Source organism: Aeromicrobium sp. (assembly GCF_049587115.1).
GTDB lineage: Bacteria > Actinomycetota > Actinomycetes > Propionibacteriales > Nocardioidaceae > Aeromicrobium.
This window is the reverse complement of record NZ_JBAVDI010000111.1, coordinates 1-14,629: the sequence shown is the minus strand read 5'-3', so window position 1 is coordinate 14,629 and position 14,629 is coordinate 1. Positions and strand designations below refer to the sequence as shown.

Here is a 14,629-nt window from a genome sequence, read left to right as displayed (position 1 = left end):
CTGGTACTTGCTGTGAACAAGATGGATCTTGTCGGTCATGATCAGCGCGTTTTCGAGCAGGTCTACGCCGAGTTCGCAGCGTTTGCGACCAAGCTCTCTGTGCCTGACCTCGAGGTCATACCGATTTCCGCGCTCAACGGTGACAACGTGGTGACACGCTCCGAGTTGATGCCTTGGTACCAGGGCCCGTCTCTCCTGCACCATCTCGATCATGTTCACGTGGCGTCGGATCGAAACCTGGTGGACGCCCGGTTCCCCGTGCAGTACGTCGTCCGTCCCAAGTCCGACGACTTCCACGACTACCGTGGATATGCCGGACGAGTGGCTGGCGGTGTTTTCAAGCCGGGCGACGAGGTCGTCGTTCTTCCGAGTGGCATGACCAGTCGGATTGCGGCGATCGACGTGTTCGATCGACAGGTTGACGAGGCCTTCGGGCCCATGTCTGCGGTGATCCGACTGGAGGACGACCTTGATGTATCTCGGGGCGACATGATCTGCCGCCTCCGGAACGCTCCCACCCCAAATCAGGACATCGACGCGATGGTGTGTTGGATGGCGAACACCTCTTTGCAGCCTGGCCAGAAGCTCGCGCTCAAGCACACGACGCGTACGGTTCGCGTTTTGGTGAAGGAAGTCCAGTACCGCCTCGACGTCAACTCCCTCCATCGAGGCCTGAATGCGGACCGCCTGGAGCTCAATGAGATTGGCCGGGTGCAGCTCCGCACGACGGCGCCGATCATGAGCGACCCCTACGCCCAGAACCGCACCACCGGATCTTTCATCCTGATCGACGAATCGACGGGATCGACGGTCGGAGCCGGGATGATTGAGCGACGCGAGTGAGCGCATTGCAACGCATGGGTGGGAGTGAAACATGAGGAGTTCACCGCCGGACGAGGTTCTCCTCGATGATCACCAATTCGCCGCGTGGTGCGCGACGACAGCGGGTGAGGTGCTCGAGACTCTCCGCGTGGGCGGCCTTGCCGGCGACGATCTGAAGCACGCTGGCGACGCCGCTTCGCACGACCTGCTGATGCACCTGATCGGGACCTACCGTCCGCACGACTCTGTCCTGAGTGAGGAGGGAAGGGACGATCGTCGGCGACTGGAGACCGACCGGGTGTGGATCATTGACCCGGTCGACGGGACTCGGGAGTTCTCCGAACCGCCGCGCTCTGACTGGGCGGTCCACGTCGCGCTGTGGAAAGATGGCGATCTCGCAGCGGGGGCAGTTGCTCAACCAGGGCTCGGCCGCACCTTTCATACGGGGGAGCAGTTCGACATTCCCCCGACGTTGGATCGGATACCTCGGATCGCCGTCAGTCGCACGCGTCCTGCTGAATTCGTCGTGGAGATGGCGCAGGAAGTCGGCGCGGAGCTGGTCCCGATGGGGTCAGCAGGAGCCAAGGTGATGTCGGTCGTACGAGGCGTTACTGACGCCTACGTGCACGCGGGCGGCCAGTACGAGTGGGACTCAGCGGCTCCGGTGGCGGTCGCACGGGTGGCCGGCCTTCACGCGAGTCGGGCCGACGGCCGCCCTCTGAAGTACAACCAATCAGACGTGTGGTTGCCGGATCTGCTGGTCTGCCGACCAGTGCTTGCGGAGCCGATCATGGCCTTCGTCCGGCGCAGAGGTCTATTGCCGGGCGCCTGAGACCGGTCAGCGAGCGCGACGTTGCAGTCGCTCGAGGTCGAGGATCACGACGCTGCGCGGCTCGAGTCGCAACCAGCCGCGGGATGCGAAGTCGGCGAGGGCCTTGTTGACGGTCTCGCGCGAGGCACCAACCAGCTGCGCCAGCTCCTCCTGAGTGAGGTCGTGGTTCACGTGCACGCCGTCGTCGGCGCGGCGGCCGAAGCGTGACGCGAGATCGAGCAGCGCCTTGGCGACGCGACCCGGCACGTCGGAGAACACCAGGTCGCCGACGACCTCATTGGTGCGACGCAGTCGTCCGGCCAGCTGGTTGAGCAGCGCGTGGGCGACATTCGGATGTGCGTTGAGCACAGGGCTCAGGGCGTCGTGCCCCAGGCTCTTGAGCTCAGCGTCGGTGACGGCGGTGGCGGTCGCCGAACGGGGGCCGGGATCGAAGAACGACAGCTCGCCGAACATCTGCCCGGGACCGAGGATCGCCAGCAGATTCTCGCGGCCGTCCGGTGCCGTGCGACCCAGCTTGATCTTGCCGTCCGTCACGACGTACAGCTGGTTGCCGTCGTCCCCCTCGTTGAAGAGGATCTCCCCGCGGCGCAGCGAGGTCGACGCCATCGAGGACTCGAGGGCGGCAGCCGCCTCGTCGTCGAGGCCTGAGAACAGCGGAGCCTGGCGGAGAACGTCGTCGGTCACGGGTCTTCCCTATCAGTCATGTCGCGTGGGTCACAGTGTGTGCACCGCTGGAAGTTTCCCACATCGAGAGCGCACATGCCGAATACGCGCCGAGCCACGTACGCTGGTCGCCGTGCCGAGCGATGTGTCCCGACCCGAGGCGACGCTGGTACGTCGGGCCCGAAAGGTCGACCGGGTGCTCGCGGTGACCTACCCCGACGCTGGCTGCGAGCTCGACTTCCGAACGCCGTTCGAGCTGCTGATCGCGACCGTGCTCTCGGCTCAGACCACCGATCGTCGGGTCAACGCGATCACGCCAGCACTGTTCGCCGCCTACCCGGACGCGTCCGCGATGGCCGCCGCCGAGCGGTCCGCGCTCGAAGGTCTCATCCGCCCGACCGGATTCTTCCGGGCCAAGACCGAGAGCCTGCTCCGACTGTCGGCTGATCTGGTCGAACGGCACGATGGCGAGGTGCCGGGCAGGTTGGCTGACCTCGTGGCACTGCGTGGTGTGGGTCGCAAGACGGCCAACGTCGTGCTGGGCAATGCCTTCGACGTCCCGGGCCTGACCGTCGACACGCACTTCGCCCGGCTGGCGCGGCGCTTGGCGTGGGTGCCGCAGGAGATCGCCAAGGACCCGGTCAAGATCGAGCATGCAGTTGGCGCGATCTTCCCGCGCCAGGACTGGACCATGCTGAGCCACCGGTTGATCTGGCACGGACGGCGATGCTGCCACGCCAAGAAGCCTGCGTGCGGGGCCTGTCCGGTGGCGCGCTGGTGCCCGGCATTCGGGGCGGGTCCGATCGATCCGACCGAGGCGGCGGCGCTCCTCACGACGCAAGGTCCGGCGTGAAGACGCGTCTGGTGGTGGCTGCGCTGGTGCTGCTGCTCCCCGGTTGCGCCGGGTCCGATCCGAACGGCAGCAAGCCCACCTTTGGCGGAGACATGGCTGCGACGCCCGATGCGGCTGAGCTCGCCGTCGCCAAGCAGCGGGCCGGCATCGAGCCCTGTCCGGCGGCCGAGGCGACAGCGCCTGGCGACCGGGGCCTCCCCGACCTGACCCTCGAGTGCCTCGGCGGTGGTGCTCCGGTGCGACTGGCCGGCCTCGCGGGCACCCCGACCGTCATCAATCTCTGGGCCAGCTGGTGCGGCCCATGCCGCGAAGAGCTGCCGCTGTTCGCCCGCGCGCACGAGGCCTACGGCGATCGGCTCCGCTTCATCGGAATCGATTTCGCAGATTCCGCGCCGGATGCGGCGCTCGATCTGGCGCGCGAATCCGGTGTGACGTACCCGCTGCTGAGCGATCCGGACTCGACGACCAAGGCTCCGCTGCGGGTCGTTGGTCTGCCCCAGACGATATTTGTGGACCCACAAGGAAGAATGGTCGCGACGGAACGTATCGAGTTCCGTTCGTATGCCGAGCTGACGGCCGCGATAGACCGACATCTGGGGGTGGAGCCATGACCTGGGACCATCTGCCGGAGTGGCTTCGACCGCTGGCAGTGCTGGCCGGCTCGGTCGAGGCCGAGGACCTGGCGCCCCAGTTCCCTCACGCGCCGCCCGATGCCCGGCCTGCGGCGGTGCTGATGCTGTTCGCCGAGGGCGACCACGGCGCCGAGCTGCTGCTGACCGAGCGTGCGACGACGATGCGCAACCACGCCGGACAGATCTCCTTCCCGGGCGGGGCGTCCGATCCCGGGGACGGCGACGCGATCGGAACTGCGCTGCGTGAGGCAGAGGAGGAAGTGGGGCTCGACCCCGCCACGGTCGACGTGTTCGGCACACTTCCGACCCTGTGGCTGCCGCCCAGCAACTTTGCCGTCACCCCCGTCCTCGGCTTCTGGCGTGAGCCTCGGGTCCTCGTGCCGGTCAGTGCCGAGGAGGTCGGCGCAATCATCCACCAGCCGATCCGGCGACTCATCGACCCCGCCAATCGGTTCAGCGTCGAGCACCCGTCCGGGTGGCGGGGGCCGGCCTTCGAGGTCGGGTCCGGCGTGCCACTGTGGGGCTTCACCGCCGGAGTCGTCTCCCGGCTGTTCGAGCGGCTCGGCTGGGAGCAGCCTTGGGACGACAGCGTGACCAGACCCCTTCCGGAGCTTCTGTGATGAATTCTCTCGACGTCATCCTTGTGGTGATCCTCTTCGCCTACGCGATCTCCGGCTACGTGCAAGGGCTCGTGGTCAATCTGATTGCGACGATCGGACTCCTGATCGGCGGTCTGCTGGCGGTCGCGCTCGTCCCGAAGTTCCTGGCCGGTGGAACTCCCACCCTGAGCTCTTCCCTGCTGGCACTGGGGCTGGTCGTCGGCGCAGGTGCCATCGGTCAGGGCGTCGGTACCTACGTCGGCACCGATCTACGCAATGGACTCAGATGGCGGCCGCTGCGCTGGGTCGACGCCGTCGGCGGCAGCGTTCTCAGCATGGTCGCAGTGTTGTGCGCGGGCTGGGCGCTGGGCTATTCGGTCAGCGGCACCTCGATCCCCTACCTGTCGACCGCGTCGCGGGATTCGGCCATCCTGGACCGGGTCGACAACGTGATGCCACCCCGGGCGACGTCGGTGCTGCGGGCGTTCAACAAGGTGCTCGACGCCAATCTGTTTCCCCGCTACATCGACCCATTCGAGAGCGAGGACATCAAGCCGGTCGGCCCACCGGATGCTGCGACTCTCGCCACCCCGGGCGTTCGCAAGGCCTCGGGCAGCGTCGTGAAGATCCTTGGCCAGGCCCGCTGTCAGCGCGGGATCGAGGGCTCGGGATTCGCCTACTCGTCCGAGCGAATCATGACCAACGCCCACGTCGTCGCGGGCGTCAGCGAACCGACAGTCGTGGTGAACGGCAGACGACTCGGTGCGCGGGTCGTGCTGTTCGACCGCAAGCTCGACGTCGCGGTACTGGCCGTTGACGGTCTGAACCTGCCCGCCCTCGACTTCGACACCGGCGGCAGAGCGGGTCAGTCCGCCGCGGTCCTGGGTTTCCCCGAGAACGGACCCTTCGACGCTCGGGCGGCTCGGATTCGTAACCAGATGCGGCTGCGGAGTCCTGACATCTACGACCGGGGCCAGGTGGTCCGCGAGACGTTTTCCGTGCGGAGTCTGGTGCGGTCCGGCAATTCAGGCGGTCCACTGGTCTCGGAGAGCGGTGACGTGCTGGGCGTGATCTTCGCCGCCTCGATCACGGACGACTCGACCGGCTACGCCCTGACCGCCAAGCAGGTGGCTGACGATGCGCAGGCCGGCATCGCGGCTTCCGATCGAGTGTCGACCGGGGCGTGTGCGTGATGCGCTCCCTCCTCTCGATCGTCGGTGGGAGCGTCGCCCTCGTGGCCCTGTTCGTGACGGTTCCGCTGCTGTGGGTCTCGACGCATGTCGCGGACGAGGACGGATACGTGGCGTTCAGCAGCACGCTGGCGAAGGATGGTGAGCTGCAGGAGGCTTTCGCGGCGTATCTGAGCGATGAGCTTGCTGCGCAGGGCGGCATGCCCTCGGCTCTGCGGCCGGCCGCCACCGCAGTGCTGACCAAGGTGGCGGGCGACGCGGCCAACCAGCCGGGCTTCAGCACGGCGTGGGAGCAGACTCAGCGGAGCTTCCACCGCTCCGCGTTCGCTGACCCGACCCCCCGAGTCCTGGCAGTCGACATCGGGCCAATGGCAACATTCGTGGTCGAGCGAGTCACCGATCAGCTGCCCGTCCGGCTGGCCGCGCCGAAGAAGCTCGTCGTGCCGATGGCCAGCGATGCCCAGGATCGAGAGGCGATCGCCGGAATCAAGCGCGCCGGAGGTCTGGGTCTGGTCGGCGCGGCCATCGGCGCGGCCGGGGTCGCCATGTGTGTCTGGCTCTCCCGCCGCAAGGCCGTTGCGATCGGTGGTCTCGGCGTCGGGGCCATCGGCGTCGCGGGTCTGCTCTGGGTGACCACCGGACCCGTGGCCCAGGAGCTGCTCGATCGCATGTCGGCTCCCTCGGAGTTCGCCGGCACGCTGCAGAAGCTGCTCGTCGACCGTGCCGCCGACTCGCTGTCGGCGTGGTTGGTGATCCTTGCCGGTGTCGGTGGGGTGGCCGCCGTCACCGGTGCCGTGGGCCGGCTGGTGGCCGGGCGGGATTAGGCCTGAGTCGATCGGCCCTTCAGAGCCGCGGGAATCTCCTTGGCCGTCGAGATGGTCTTCTCTGGCGCCCGGATCTTCTTGAGCTTCAGGATGCCGACGATGATCAGCAGTGCGGCCAGGACGACATAGCCGCCGGCCACGATCAGGAAAGACCACGCCGGATCCAGACCGGCCATCGTGATGAAGTACGCGCCTGAGATCGACAGCAGGACGATGATCAGCAGTCCGAAGAATCCTGCGATCAGGAACAGTGCCGCACCGATGCCGCCAGCCTTTGCGCTGACCTTGAGCTCCGTCTTGGCGAGCTTGATCTCGGCCTGCATGAGGGCTGAGATGTCACGGCTGGCGTCGGCGACGAGACGACCGATGGTCGGATCTTCCACAGTGCTCATACCGGTGAGCCTACAAGTGACTCAGGGGGTCGCGCAGGTCAGCGTGCGCTGAGCGCGGCGAGCAGGCCGCCGTCGGAGAGGCTCCACGCCACTTTGCCCACGATCGCCACCCCGAGGAGGCCGACACCGATGAGCAGGTCGGCGCGCACGTGGGTGGTGGTCGGGTTCGCCGGCTCGGTCGTGCTCTGCTTGATGTCGTCCATGCGTTCACCATGCACACACGATCCTGACACGGACCTGAACGGCGCCCGTCCGGAGCGTGGCCATGTGGCCAAGACCACGCTCAGCCCCCGAGCGGGCTGTCGCCTGGCGATGTCGGCAGCCTGCTCAGTCCTCGTCCTTGGCGGTCTTCATTCCTGCGCTGATCTTGTCCATGATTCCTGCATCGGCGAGCGTGGTCGTGCTGCCGACCTCACGATTCTCGGCGACGTCGCGAAGCAGGCGGCGCATGATCTTGCCCGAGCGGGTCTTCGGCAGCTCGGGGACGACGAGGATCTGCCGGGGCTTGGCAATCGCACCGATCTCCTTGCCGACGTGGTTGCGGAGCTCGCTGATGATCTCGCCGCCGCCGTCGCCAGCCGACTCGCGAAGGATGACGAATGCGACGACTGCCTGACCGGTGGTGTCGTCGGTCGCGCCCACCACGGCGGCCTCGGCCACCTTGGGGTGCGAGACCAGCGCGGATTCGATCTCGGTGGTCGACAGGCGGTGCCCAGACACGTTCATGACGTCGTCGACGCGGCCCAGCAGCCAGATCGCACCATCCTCGTCCTTGCGGGCGCCGTCGCCGGCGAAGTAATACTTCGGCCAGCGCGACCAGTAGGTGTCCCGATAGCGATCGTCATCGCCCCAGATCGTTCGCAGCATCGACGGCCACGGCTCGGTGATGACCAGATATCCGCCCTCACCGTTCGAGACGGGGTTGCCGGCGTCGTCGACGACTTCCGCGGCGATGCCGGGGATCGCGGTCATCGCTGAGCCGGGTTTGGCCGACGTGACCCCCGGCAGGGGGCTGATCATGTGCGCGCCGGTCTCGGTCTGCCACCACGTGTCGACGATCGGGGTGCGCCCGCCACCGATGTTGTCTCGGTACCAGATGTACGCCTCGGGGTTGATGGACTCTCCGACCGATCCCAGGATGCGCAACGAGCTCAGGTCGTGCTCGGCGGGGATCTGCTCGCCCCACTTCATGAAGGTCCGCACGGCAGTCGGCGCGGTGTAGAACAGCGAGACCTTGTACTTGGCGATGATCTCCCACCAGCGGCCCTTGTGGGGGCTGTCCGGGGTCCCCTCGTAGAGCACCTGGGTCGCGCCATTGGCCAGCGGGCCGTAGACGATGTAGGAGTGGCCGGTGACCCAGCCGACGTCGGCGGTGCACCAGTAGACGTCCTCCGGCTTGTAGTCGAACACGCCCCAGAAGGTGTACGCCGACTGGACGAGGTAGCCGCCGGTCGTGTGCAGGATGCCTTTGGGGGAGCCGGTCGTGCCTGAGGTGTACATGACGTACAGCGGGTGCTCGGCGTCGAACATCTCGGGAGTGTGCTGCGTGGACGCCTGGTCCACGGTGTCGTGCCACCACACGTCCCGGCCCTCGGTCCACTCCACGTCCTCGCCCGTCCGTCGGACCACCAGGACGCCAGTGACGTCGGGACACTTCAGCAGGGCCTCGTCGACGGCGGGCTTGAGTGCCGATGGAGTGCCGCGGCGGTAGCCGCCGTCGGCGGTGATCACGACCTTGGCGTCGCAGTCCAGGATGCGGCTGCTCAGGGCGTCGGCGCTGAATCCGCCGAAGACGACAGTGTGCGGGGCGCCGAGCCGCGCGCAGGCCAGCATCGCGACAACTGCTTCGGGAATCATCGGCAGGTAGATTGCGACCCGATCACCGGTCTGGACACCGAGATCGATCAACGCGTTCGCGGCCTGGCACACCAGATCCTGCAGCTCCGCATACGTGATGTCTCGGGTGTCATCGACCGGCTCTCCGACGAAGTGCAGCGCGACCTTGTCGCCATTGCCGGCCTCGACGTGCCGGTCGACGCAGTTGTACGCAGCGTTCAGAGTGCCGCCGACAAACCATTTCGCGAACGGAGCGTTGGACCAGTCCAGCACCTCGGTGAACGGCTCGCCCCAGCTGATCCGTTCGGCCTGTCTGCCCCAGAACGCGGGGCGATCGACTTCGGCCTCGGCATAGACCTCGCGCTTGACGTTGGCGTTCTCCGCCAGCTCGGCCGGGGGATCGAAGGTGCGGTCCTCGTGCGACAGGTTGCTGATGTTCTGCTCGGTCACGGTCGTGCTCCTGGTTCGTCGGCGTCTTGGTGCATTGTGTCGCAGCCCACAAGGTGCTGGACCGCGGGTTGCACCGGGATCAACAGACACGGTGGGCCCGCCCCGAGACCAGACCCACCGCGTGGCTCCCGGTTACTTCTCCGAGCCGGCGCCCGTCATCGATCGCACGTCGAGCTCGACGTACCTCGCCTCGGCGTCGGAGTCAGGCGCCGTGACGGTGCCCAACCAGCCGAAGAAGAAGCCGAGCGGGATCGAGATGATGCCCGGGTTGGCGAGCGGGAACCAGCTGAAGTCCGCGCCCGTGATCATGGCGGTCTCGGAGCCCGACACGACGGGTGAGAAGATCACCAGCGTCACGCACGAGATCAGACCGCCGTAGATGCTCCACACTGCGCCACGGGTGTTGAACTTGCGCCAGAACAGGTTGAACAGGAGCGCGGGCAGGTTGGCCGATGCCGCAACGGCGAAGGCCAGTGCTACGAGGAAGGCGATGTTGAGCTTCTGGGCCGGGATCGACAACGCAATCGCGATGCCACCGATCACCAGCGCCGCGAGCCGGGCGACCTTGACCTCCTGCTTCTCGGTGACTTGGCCCTTCTTCCACACGTTGGCGTAAAGGTCGTGTGCCACCGAGGACGCCGAGGTCAGCGTGAGGCCTGCGACGACGGCCAGGATCGTGGCGAAGGCCACCGCCGAGATGAAGGCCAGCAGCAGGGCACCACCGGTGGATCCGGCACCGCCGCCCACCGCTTCGGCCAGCAGTGGAGATGCCAGGTTCCCGCCGGAGGCTGCGATCTTGTCCTTGGCTTCACCGGTCACCAGCGCTGCGGCTCCGAAGCCGAGGACCAGGGTCATGAGATAGAACGTGCCGATCAGGCCAATGGCCCACAGCACCGACTTTCGTGCCTGGCGGGCGGTCGGCACGGTGTAGAACCGGATCAGGATGTGCGGCAGTCCCGCAGTGCCCAGGACCAGCGCAAGACCGAGCGAGATGAAGTCGATCTTGCTCTCGGTCGAGACGCCGTACTTGAGCCCGGGCTCCAGGAAGGCCTTGCCGGCGCCGCTACGGTCAGCGGCCTGGCCCAGCATGTCGCTGATGTTGAAGTTGAACTTGGCCAGCACCAGCACCGTGATGAGCACCGTGCCGGTCATCAGCAGGACGGCCTTGACGATCTGCACCCAGGTGGTGCCCTTCATGCCGCCGACCGTGACGTAGAAGATCATCAGTACGCCGACTCCGGCGATGGTCAGGTTCTTCGAGGTCTGGCTGTCGACGCCGAGCAGCAGGGCGACGAGTGCACCCGCACCGACCATCTGGGCTAGGAGGTAGAAGATCGACACGACGACCGTCGAGGTCGCTGCCGCGGTGCGTACCGGCCGCTGCCTCATCCGGAAGGCAAGCTGGTCGGCCATCGTGAAACGACCGGAGTTGCGCAGCAGCTCGGCGACCAGGAGCAGCGCGACGAGCCACGCGACCAAGAAGCCGATCGAGTAGAGGAAGCCGTCGTATCCCGACAGCGCGATCGCGCCCGAGATGCCGAGGAAGGATGCGGCCGACATGTAGTCACCAGCGACGGCGAAGCCGTTCTGTGCCCCGGTGAAGCTGCGTCCGCCGGCGTAGTAGTCGGCGGCGGTCTTGTTGTTGCGGCTCGCCCAGAAGGTGATGCCGATCGTGATCAGCACGATCACGATGAACAGCGAGCCGGTCAGGGCTTGGTTGCCACTCTCCTGAGCGGCCATGAGGTTGGTGCTCACTTCTCGATCTCCTCCTCGTACTCGGCACGCAGGCGGTCCGCGATGGGGTCCATCCGCTCGGCGGCGAAGCGGGCGTACCAGATCGCGATGCCGAACGTCGTGACGAACTGCAACAGTCCGAACACGAGGGCGACGTTGATGTTGCCGAACAGCTGGTGGCCCATGAAGCCGGCCGCGTAGTTGGACATGAGCACATAGAGCAGGTACCACGCCATGAAGGCGATGGTGATGGGGACGACGAAGCGGAAGTAGGAGCGCTTCAGCTCGGCAAAGTCGTCCGTGGCGTTGATGCGCTGATAGGCCGCGTGGGCTTCGTCGGAGATCTTCTCGGTCACGGTGTCACCTCTTTCTGGGGCAGGGCGACATCGTGGATGCCGCGATCCTGAACGTACGGAGCCGCGAGGGCGTGAGCCAGATCACCAGGGGGTTGCTGCGACAGACGCGGGGGCCCCTGCGCCCGGCGGTCGCGGCGGCACGACGAACGGTTGGTCCTGCACGACGAGCGGTCGGCAGAATCAGCCTCGGCGGTCGACCTCGAGCCGTTCGGGGGTGTGGAGCCGCACCATCGTGCGGGCAACGTTGAGTGGCACGTCGCCGCGGGTCAGGAGCGATACTCCGACCATGAGACCGAACCCCACCGGGACGGACCACGCCGCAGGTTGGCTCATCAGCACACCCAGCCAGCCGTCCGGACCCCACACGATCGTCATGATTGGCGCGACTCCCGCGCACAGCCCGCCGCCGGCCAGTCCTGCGATTGCTCCGCGTGCGGTGAGCCCGCGCCACCAGATGCCGAGGATGAGGAGCGGGCAGAAGGTGGAGGCAGCCAGCGCGAACGCGAACGTCACGGAGTTCGCGACGGCGATGCGTTCGGCGGACAGTGCTAGGACCAGCGGGACGAGGACCCCGCCGACAGCGCCGAGCCGAAGTGCCGTGATGGTGGACAGGCTGCGGGCCCAGCCCATGCCGGGCGACGACGCCAGTCTGCGGTTGAGGCCTTGACCCACGACTCCGGCGATCGACATCGTCAGCCCTGACGAGGTCGAGAGAAACGCGGCGAAGGCGCCAGCGGTCAGCAGGGCCGCGAGCAGCTCGCCGGTGTTGCCCCCGATCATCCGGGCCGGCAGCTCGAGAACGACGGTGTCGGTGCGTTCCGAGGCCAACAGGTCGGAGGCGTAGACCCGGCCGAGCACGCCGTAGATGGTGGGGAGCAGGTAGAACGTCCCGAGCAGAGCCAGGACGATCAGGGTCGTCCGTCGAGCCGCGTGGCCGTCGGGGTTGGTGTAGAACCGCACCACGACGTGCGGCAGGCCCATCGTCCCCAGGAAGGTGGCTGCCATGACGGAGTACGTCAGGTAGAGACCCGGCCCGTCGGCCTCGCCGAATGGTTGAAACCACGCCTCCGGAGCTACGGGCGAGGGCCGTCCGTCGTTGGTCCACGCGTGCACGAGGAAGAACACCGGGATCAGCAGCGCCGTGAGCTTGAGCCAGTACTGGAACGCTTGGACGAAGGTGATGCTGCGCATCCCGCCGGACACGACGTTGATGACGACGATGACGGCGACCACCGCGGTGCCGACCCACGTGGGCGCGCCCGTCACGGTCCGCAGCGTCAGGCCGGCACCCTGGAACTGGGGCATGAGGTAGAGCCAGCCGACGGCGACGACCAGCACGCTGGCGACCCGGCGCACTCCGACCGACTGCAGGCGGACCTGCGCGAAGTCAGGGATCGTGTAGGCACCCGAGCGGCGCAGGGGAGCGGCCACGAAGACCAGCAGCATGAGGTAGCCGGTGGTCCAGCCGATCGGGTACCAGAGCATGTCGGCACCGTTGGCGAGCACGAGGCCCGCGACACCGAGGAAGGACGCCGCCGACAGATACTCGCCGCCGATCGCCGAGCTGTTCCACACCGGGCTCACGGACCGCGAGGCGACATAGAAGTCGCTGGTGGTGCGGCTGAGCCGCAGACCGAACGCGCCGATCCCCAGCGTGGCCAGCGACACCAGCGCGACCGCGACAATGCCGTACGTGGAGTTCACGCCTCGTCCGGGTGGTCCGGCTCGACGAGCTCGGCGAAGTCCCGCTCGGCACGTTCGGCCTGACGCAGGTAGAGCCACGCGAGAGCGAACAGACCCGGATAGACCGCCACCCCCAGGATCAACCACGGTAGCGGGACGCCGGCGACCCGATACTCGGTCACCGAGTCGAAGACGAGGAACACGATTGGCAGCGCTCCGACCGACAGCAGCAAGGTGATCGCGACGGTCAGCGCGGCGCGCAGCTGGGACCGGATCAGCGAGCGCATGTAGACCTCTCCGACCCCGGTCGACTCGTCGATCTCCTGTCGGATGCTCCGGCTCACGTGCGAAGGCGCGGTGGTCAGCGGGTTGGTGACCCTGACCCGTTCGTCCGACTGGTTCACAGCGCGCGCTCGTGCAGCAGCTCACGGAGCGTACGGGTGTGGCGTCGTGCCACGACGAGCTCGATCAGGTCGTCTCCGACCGGGAGCAGGACGCTGCACCGCCCACCGTTGACCCTCACCTCGCGCACGTGCGCAAGGTTGACGACATGGCTGCGGTGGATACGGACGAATCCCGCCTCGGCCCAGTCGTCGGCCAGTGTGCCGATCGGGACCCGCACGAGATGGCTCGGCCCGTCCGTCGTGTGCAGGCGGACGTAGTCGCCGCTCGCCTCTACGTACGACACCGTGCGCCGGGAGACGAAGCGGGTGACTCCGCCGAGCTCGACTGCAATCGAGTCCTGGGTCTCCGGGACGGGAGGGTCGGTGTCTGCGCAGGCGCGACGGACGCTCTCACGCAGTCGCTCCTCGCGGATGGGCTTGAGCAGGTAGTCGACGGCATTCATCTCGAATGCCTCGACCGCGTGCTGGTCGTGCGCCGTCACGAAGACGATTCGCGGCGGCGCTGCGAATCGGCCGAGCAGTCGGGCGATGTCCAGGCCGTTGAGGCCCGGCATCGCGACATCCAGGAAGACCAGGTCGATGTCGCGTGCCTCCAACATGCGCAGGGCCTCGGCTCCTGAGCCCGCGGCCCGAACCGAGGCGATCCTGTCGTCGCGCCCCAGCAGCCACACCAGCTCGTCGAGGACAGGTTGCTCGTCGTCGACCACGAGGGCGTTCAGGGGCGCGGTCATCCCTCGATCCTGTCGAGGTGTGACCCGGACCACAAGTCGGTCAGCTCGGGACGGCTGCGTCGGGGCGGAACTTCGGGAAGCGGAGCGTGACCTTGGTCCCGAGGCCCGGCGCCGTGTCGACAACGATGCCGTACTTGTCGCCGTAGACCGTGCGCAGTCGCTCGTCGACGTTGGCCAGGCCGACCGAACCGCTGGTCGTGCGTCCGATCAGCACGTCGCGAACGACGTCGGGATCCGCACCGACCCCGTCGTCCTCGATCGTGATGACGCACTCGGCACCCTCGTCCAGTGCGATGACGGTGAGGGTGCCGTCGCCGTCCTTGGCCTCGAGGCCGTGGCGCACGGCATTCTCCACGATGGGCTGCACCGAGAGGAACGGCAGCGTCACGCTCAGAACCTCCGGCGCCACCCGGGTGACGATCCGGAGGCGGTCACCGAATCGGGCCTTCTCGAGCACGAGGTAGCGCTCGATCGAGCGCAGCTCTTCGGCGAGCGTCGTGAACTCGCCGTGCTCTCGGAACGAGTATCGGGTGAAGTCGGCAAACTCCAGCAGGAGGTCTCGCGCACGTTCGGGATCGGTCCGTACGAACGACGCGATGGCGCCGAGCGAGTTGTAGATGAAGTGCGG

The 14,629-nt window shown here is 67.1% G+C and carries 17 protein-coding genes; 7 read left to right on the top strand and 10 right to left on the bottom strand.

What is annotated here, in order from left to right; all coding sequences use genetic code 11:
• Both WB461_RS10350 and WB461_RS10345 read left to right on the top strand, forming a co-directional pair.
• On the top strand, window positions 1-843 hold an 843-nt coding region (locus tag WB461_RS10350), incomplete at its 5' end, for an elongation factor 1-alpha C-terminal domain-related protein (protein WP_423852653.1).
• A 31-nt stretch (window positions 844-874) separates the two neighbouring features.
• Entirely contained in the window at window positions 875-1,654 is a 780-nt protein-coding gene (locus WB461_RS10345; RefSeq protein WP_423852652.1) for a 3'(2'),5'-bisphosphate nucleotidase CysQ, read from the top strand.
• A 6-nt stretch (window positions 1,655-1,660) separates the two neighbouring features.
• Here WB461_RS10345 and WB461_RS10340 read toward each other — a convergent pair whose 3' ends face one another.
• Window positions 1,661-2,338 carry a Crp/Fnr family transcriptional regulator gene (locus WB461_RS10340; protein ID WP_423852651.1) on the bottom strand — a complete coding sequence of 226 codons (678 nt, stop codon included), beginning with the start codon at window positions 2,336-2,338 and terminating at the stop codon, window positions 1,661-1,663.
• A 112-nt stretch (window positions 2,339-2,450) separates the two neighbouring features.
• Here WB461_RS10340 and nth point away from each other — a divergent pair, with 112 nt between their 5' ends.
• Genes nth through WB461_RS10315 form a run of 5 tightly spaced genes read left to right on the top strand, consistent with a single transcriptional unit; the run spans window position 2,451 to window position 6,415 of the window.
• Window positions 2,451-3,170 (top strand): endonuclease III, encoded by a 720-nt coding sequence (gene nth, locus WB461_RS10335; protein WP_423852650.1) that lies wholly within the window; start codon window positions 2,451-2,453, stop codon window positions 3,168-3,170.
• Complete coding sequence (locus WB461_RS10330; RefSeq protein WP_423852649.1) at window positions 3,167-3,781, top strand: TlpA family protein disulfide reductase; 615 nt, start codon at window positions 3,167-3,169, stop codon at window positions 3,779-3,781. Before nth ends, WB461_RS10330 begins: the two co-directional genes overlap by 4 nt.
• Window positions 3,778-4,422: an NUDIX hydrolase gene (locus WB461_RS10325; protein ID WP_423852648.1), complete on the top strand. Its 645-nt coding sequence runs from the start codon at window positions 3,778-3,780 to the stop codon at window positions 4,420-4,422. The genes WB461_RS10330 and WB461_RS10325 overlap by 4 nt, the downstream gene beginning before the upstream one ends.
• The gene (locus WB461_RS10320; protein WP_423852647.1) at window positions 4,422-5,594 is read left to right on the top strand and encodes a MarP family serine protease; all 1,173 of its coding nucleotides are present in this window, start codon (window positions 4,422-4,424) and stop codon (window positions 5,592-5,594) included. Before WB461_RS10325 ends, WB461_RS10320 begins: the two co-directional genes overlap by 1 nt.
• On the top strand, window positions 5,591-6,415 hold the full coding sequence (locus WB461_RS10315; RefSeq protein WP_423852646.1) for a hypothetical protein: 825 nt from the start codon (window positions 5,591-5,593) through the stop codon (window positions 6,413-6,415). The genes WB461_RS10320 and WB461_RS10315 overlap by 4 nt, the downstream gene beginning before the upstream one ends.
• Here WB461_RS10315 and WB461_RS10310 read toward each other — a convergent pair.
• From WB461_RS10310 to WB461_RS10270, 9 genes are all read right to left on the bottom strand, one after another.
• Window positions 6,412-6,807 (bottom strand): phage holin family protein, encoded by a 396-nt coding sequence (locus WB461_RS10310; RefSeq protein ID WP_423852645.1) that lies wholly within the window; start codon window positions 6,805-6,807, stop codon window positions 6,412-6,414. The two genes, WB461_RS10315 and WB461_RS10310, sit on opposite strands and share 4 nt — an antisense overlap.
• A gap of 38 nt (window positions 6,808-6,845) precedes the next feature.
• Complete coding sequence (locus WB461_RS10305; RefSeq protein WP_423852644.1) at window positions 6,846-7,010, bottom strand: hypothetical protein; 165 nt, start codon at window positions 7,008-7,010, stop codon at window positions 6,846-6,848.
• A 124-nt stretch (window positions 7,011-7,134) separates the two neighbouring features.
• Window positions 7,135-9,093, bottom strand: coding sequence for an acetate--CoA ligase (acs, locus tag WB461_RS10300; protein WP_423852643.1), 1,959 nt, complete (start codon window positions 9,091-9,093; stop codon window positions 7,135-7,137).
• A gap of 132 nt (window positions 9,094-9,225) precedes the next feature.
• The gene (locus tag WB461_RS10295) at window positions 9,226-10,833 is read right to left on the bottom strand and encodes a solute symporter family protein (protein ID WP_423852654.1); all 1,608 of its coding nucleotides are present in this window, start codon (window positions 10,831-10,833) and stop codon (window positions 9,226-9,228) included.
• An 11-nt stretch (window positions 10,834-10,844) separates the two neighbouring features.
• A complete protein-coding gene (locus WB461_RS10290) occupies window positions 10,845-11,183 on the bottom strand; it encodes a DUF485 domain-containing protein (RefSeq protein ID WP_423852642.1) in 339 nt (112 codons plus the stop codon).
• A 180-nt stretch (window positions 11,184-11,363) separates the two neighbouring features.
• Window positions 11,364-12,887, bottom strand: coding sequence for a cation acetate symporter (locus WB461_RS10285; RefSeq protein ID WP_423852641.1), 1,524 nt, complete (start codon window positions 12,885-12,887; stop codon window positions 11,364-11,366).
• Window positions 12,884-13,270 carry a hypothetical protein gene (locus WB461_RS10280; RefSeq protein ID WP_423852640.1) on the bottom strand — a complete coding sequence of 129 codons (387 nt, stop codon included), beginning with the start codon at window positions 13,268-13,270 and terminating at the stop codon, window positions 12,884-12,886. The genes WB461_RS10285 and WB461_RS10280 overlap by 4 nt, the downstream gene beginning before the upstream one ends.
• The gene (locus tag WB461_RS10275) at window positions 13,267-14,001 is read right to left on the bottom strand and encodes a LytR/AlgR family response regulator transcription factor (protein ID WP_423852639.1); all 735 of its coding nucleotides are present in this window, start codon (window positions 13,999-14,001) and stop codon (window positions 13,267-13,269) included. Before WB461_RS10275 ends, WB461_RS10280 begins: the two co-directional genes overlap by 4 nt.
• A gap of 40 nt (window positions 14,002-14,041) precedes the next feature.
• Window positions 14,042-14,629: sensor histidine kinase (locus WB461_RS10270; protein WP_423852638.1), on the bottom strand; the 588-nt coding region annotated here is incomplete at its 5' end.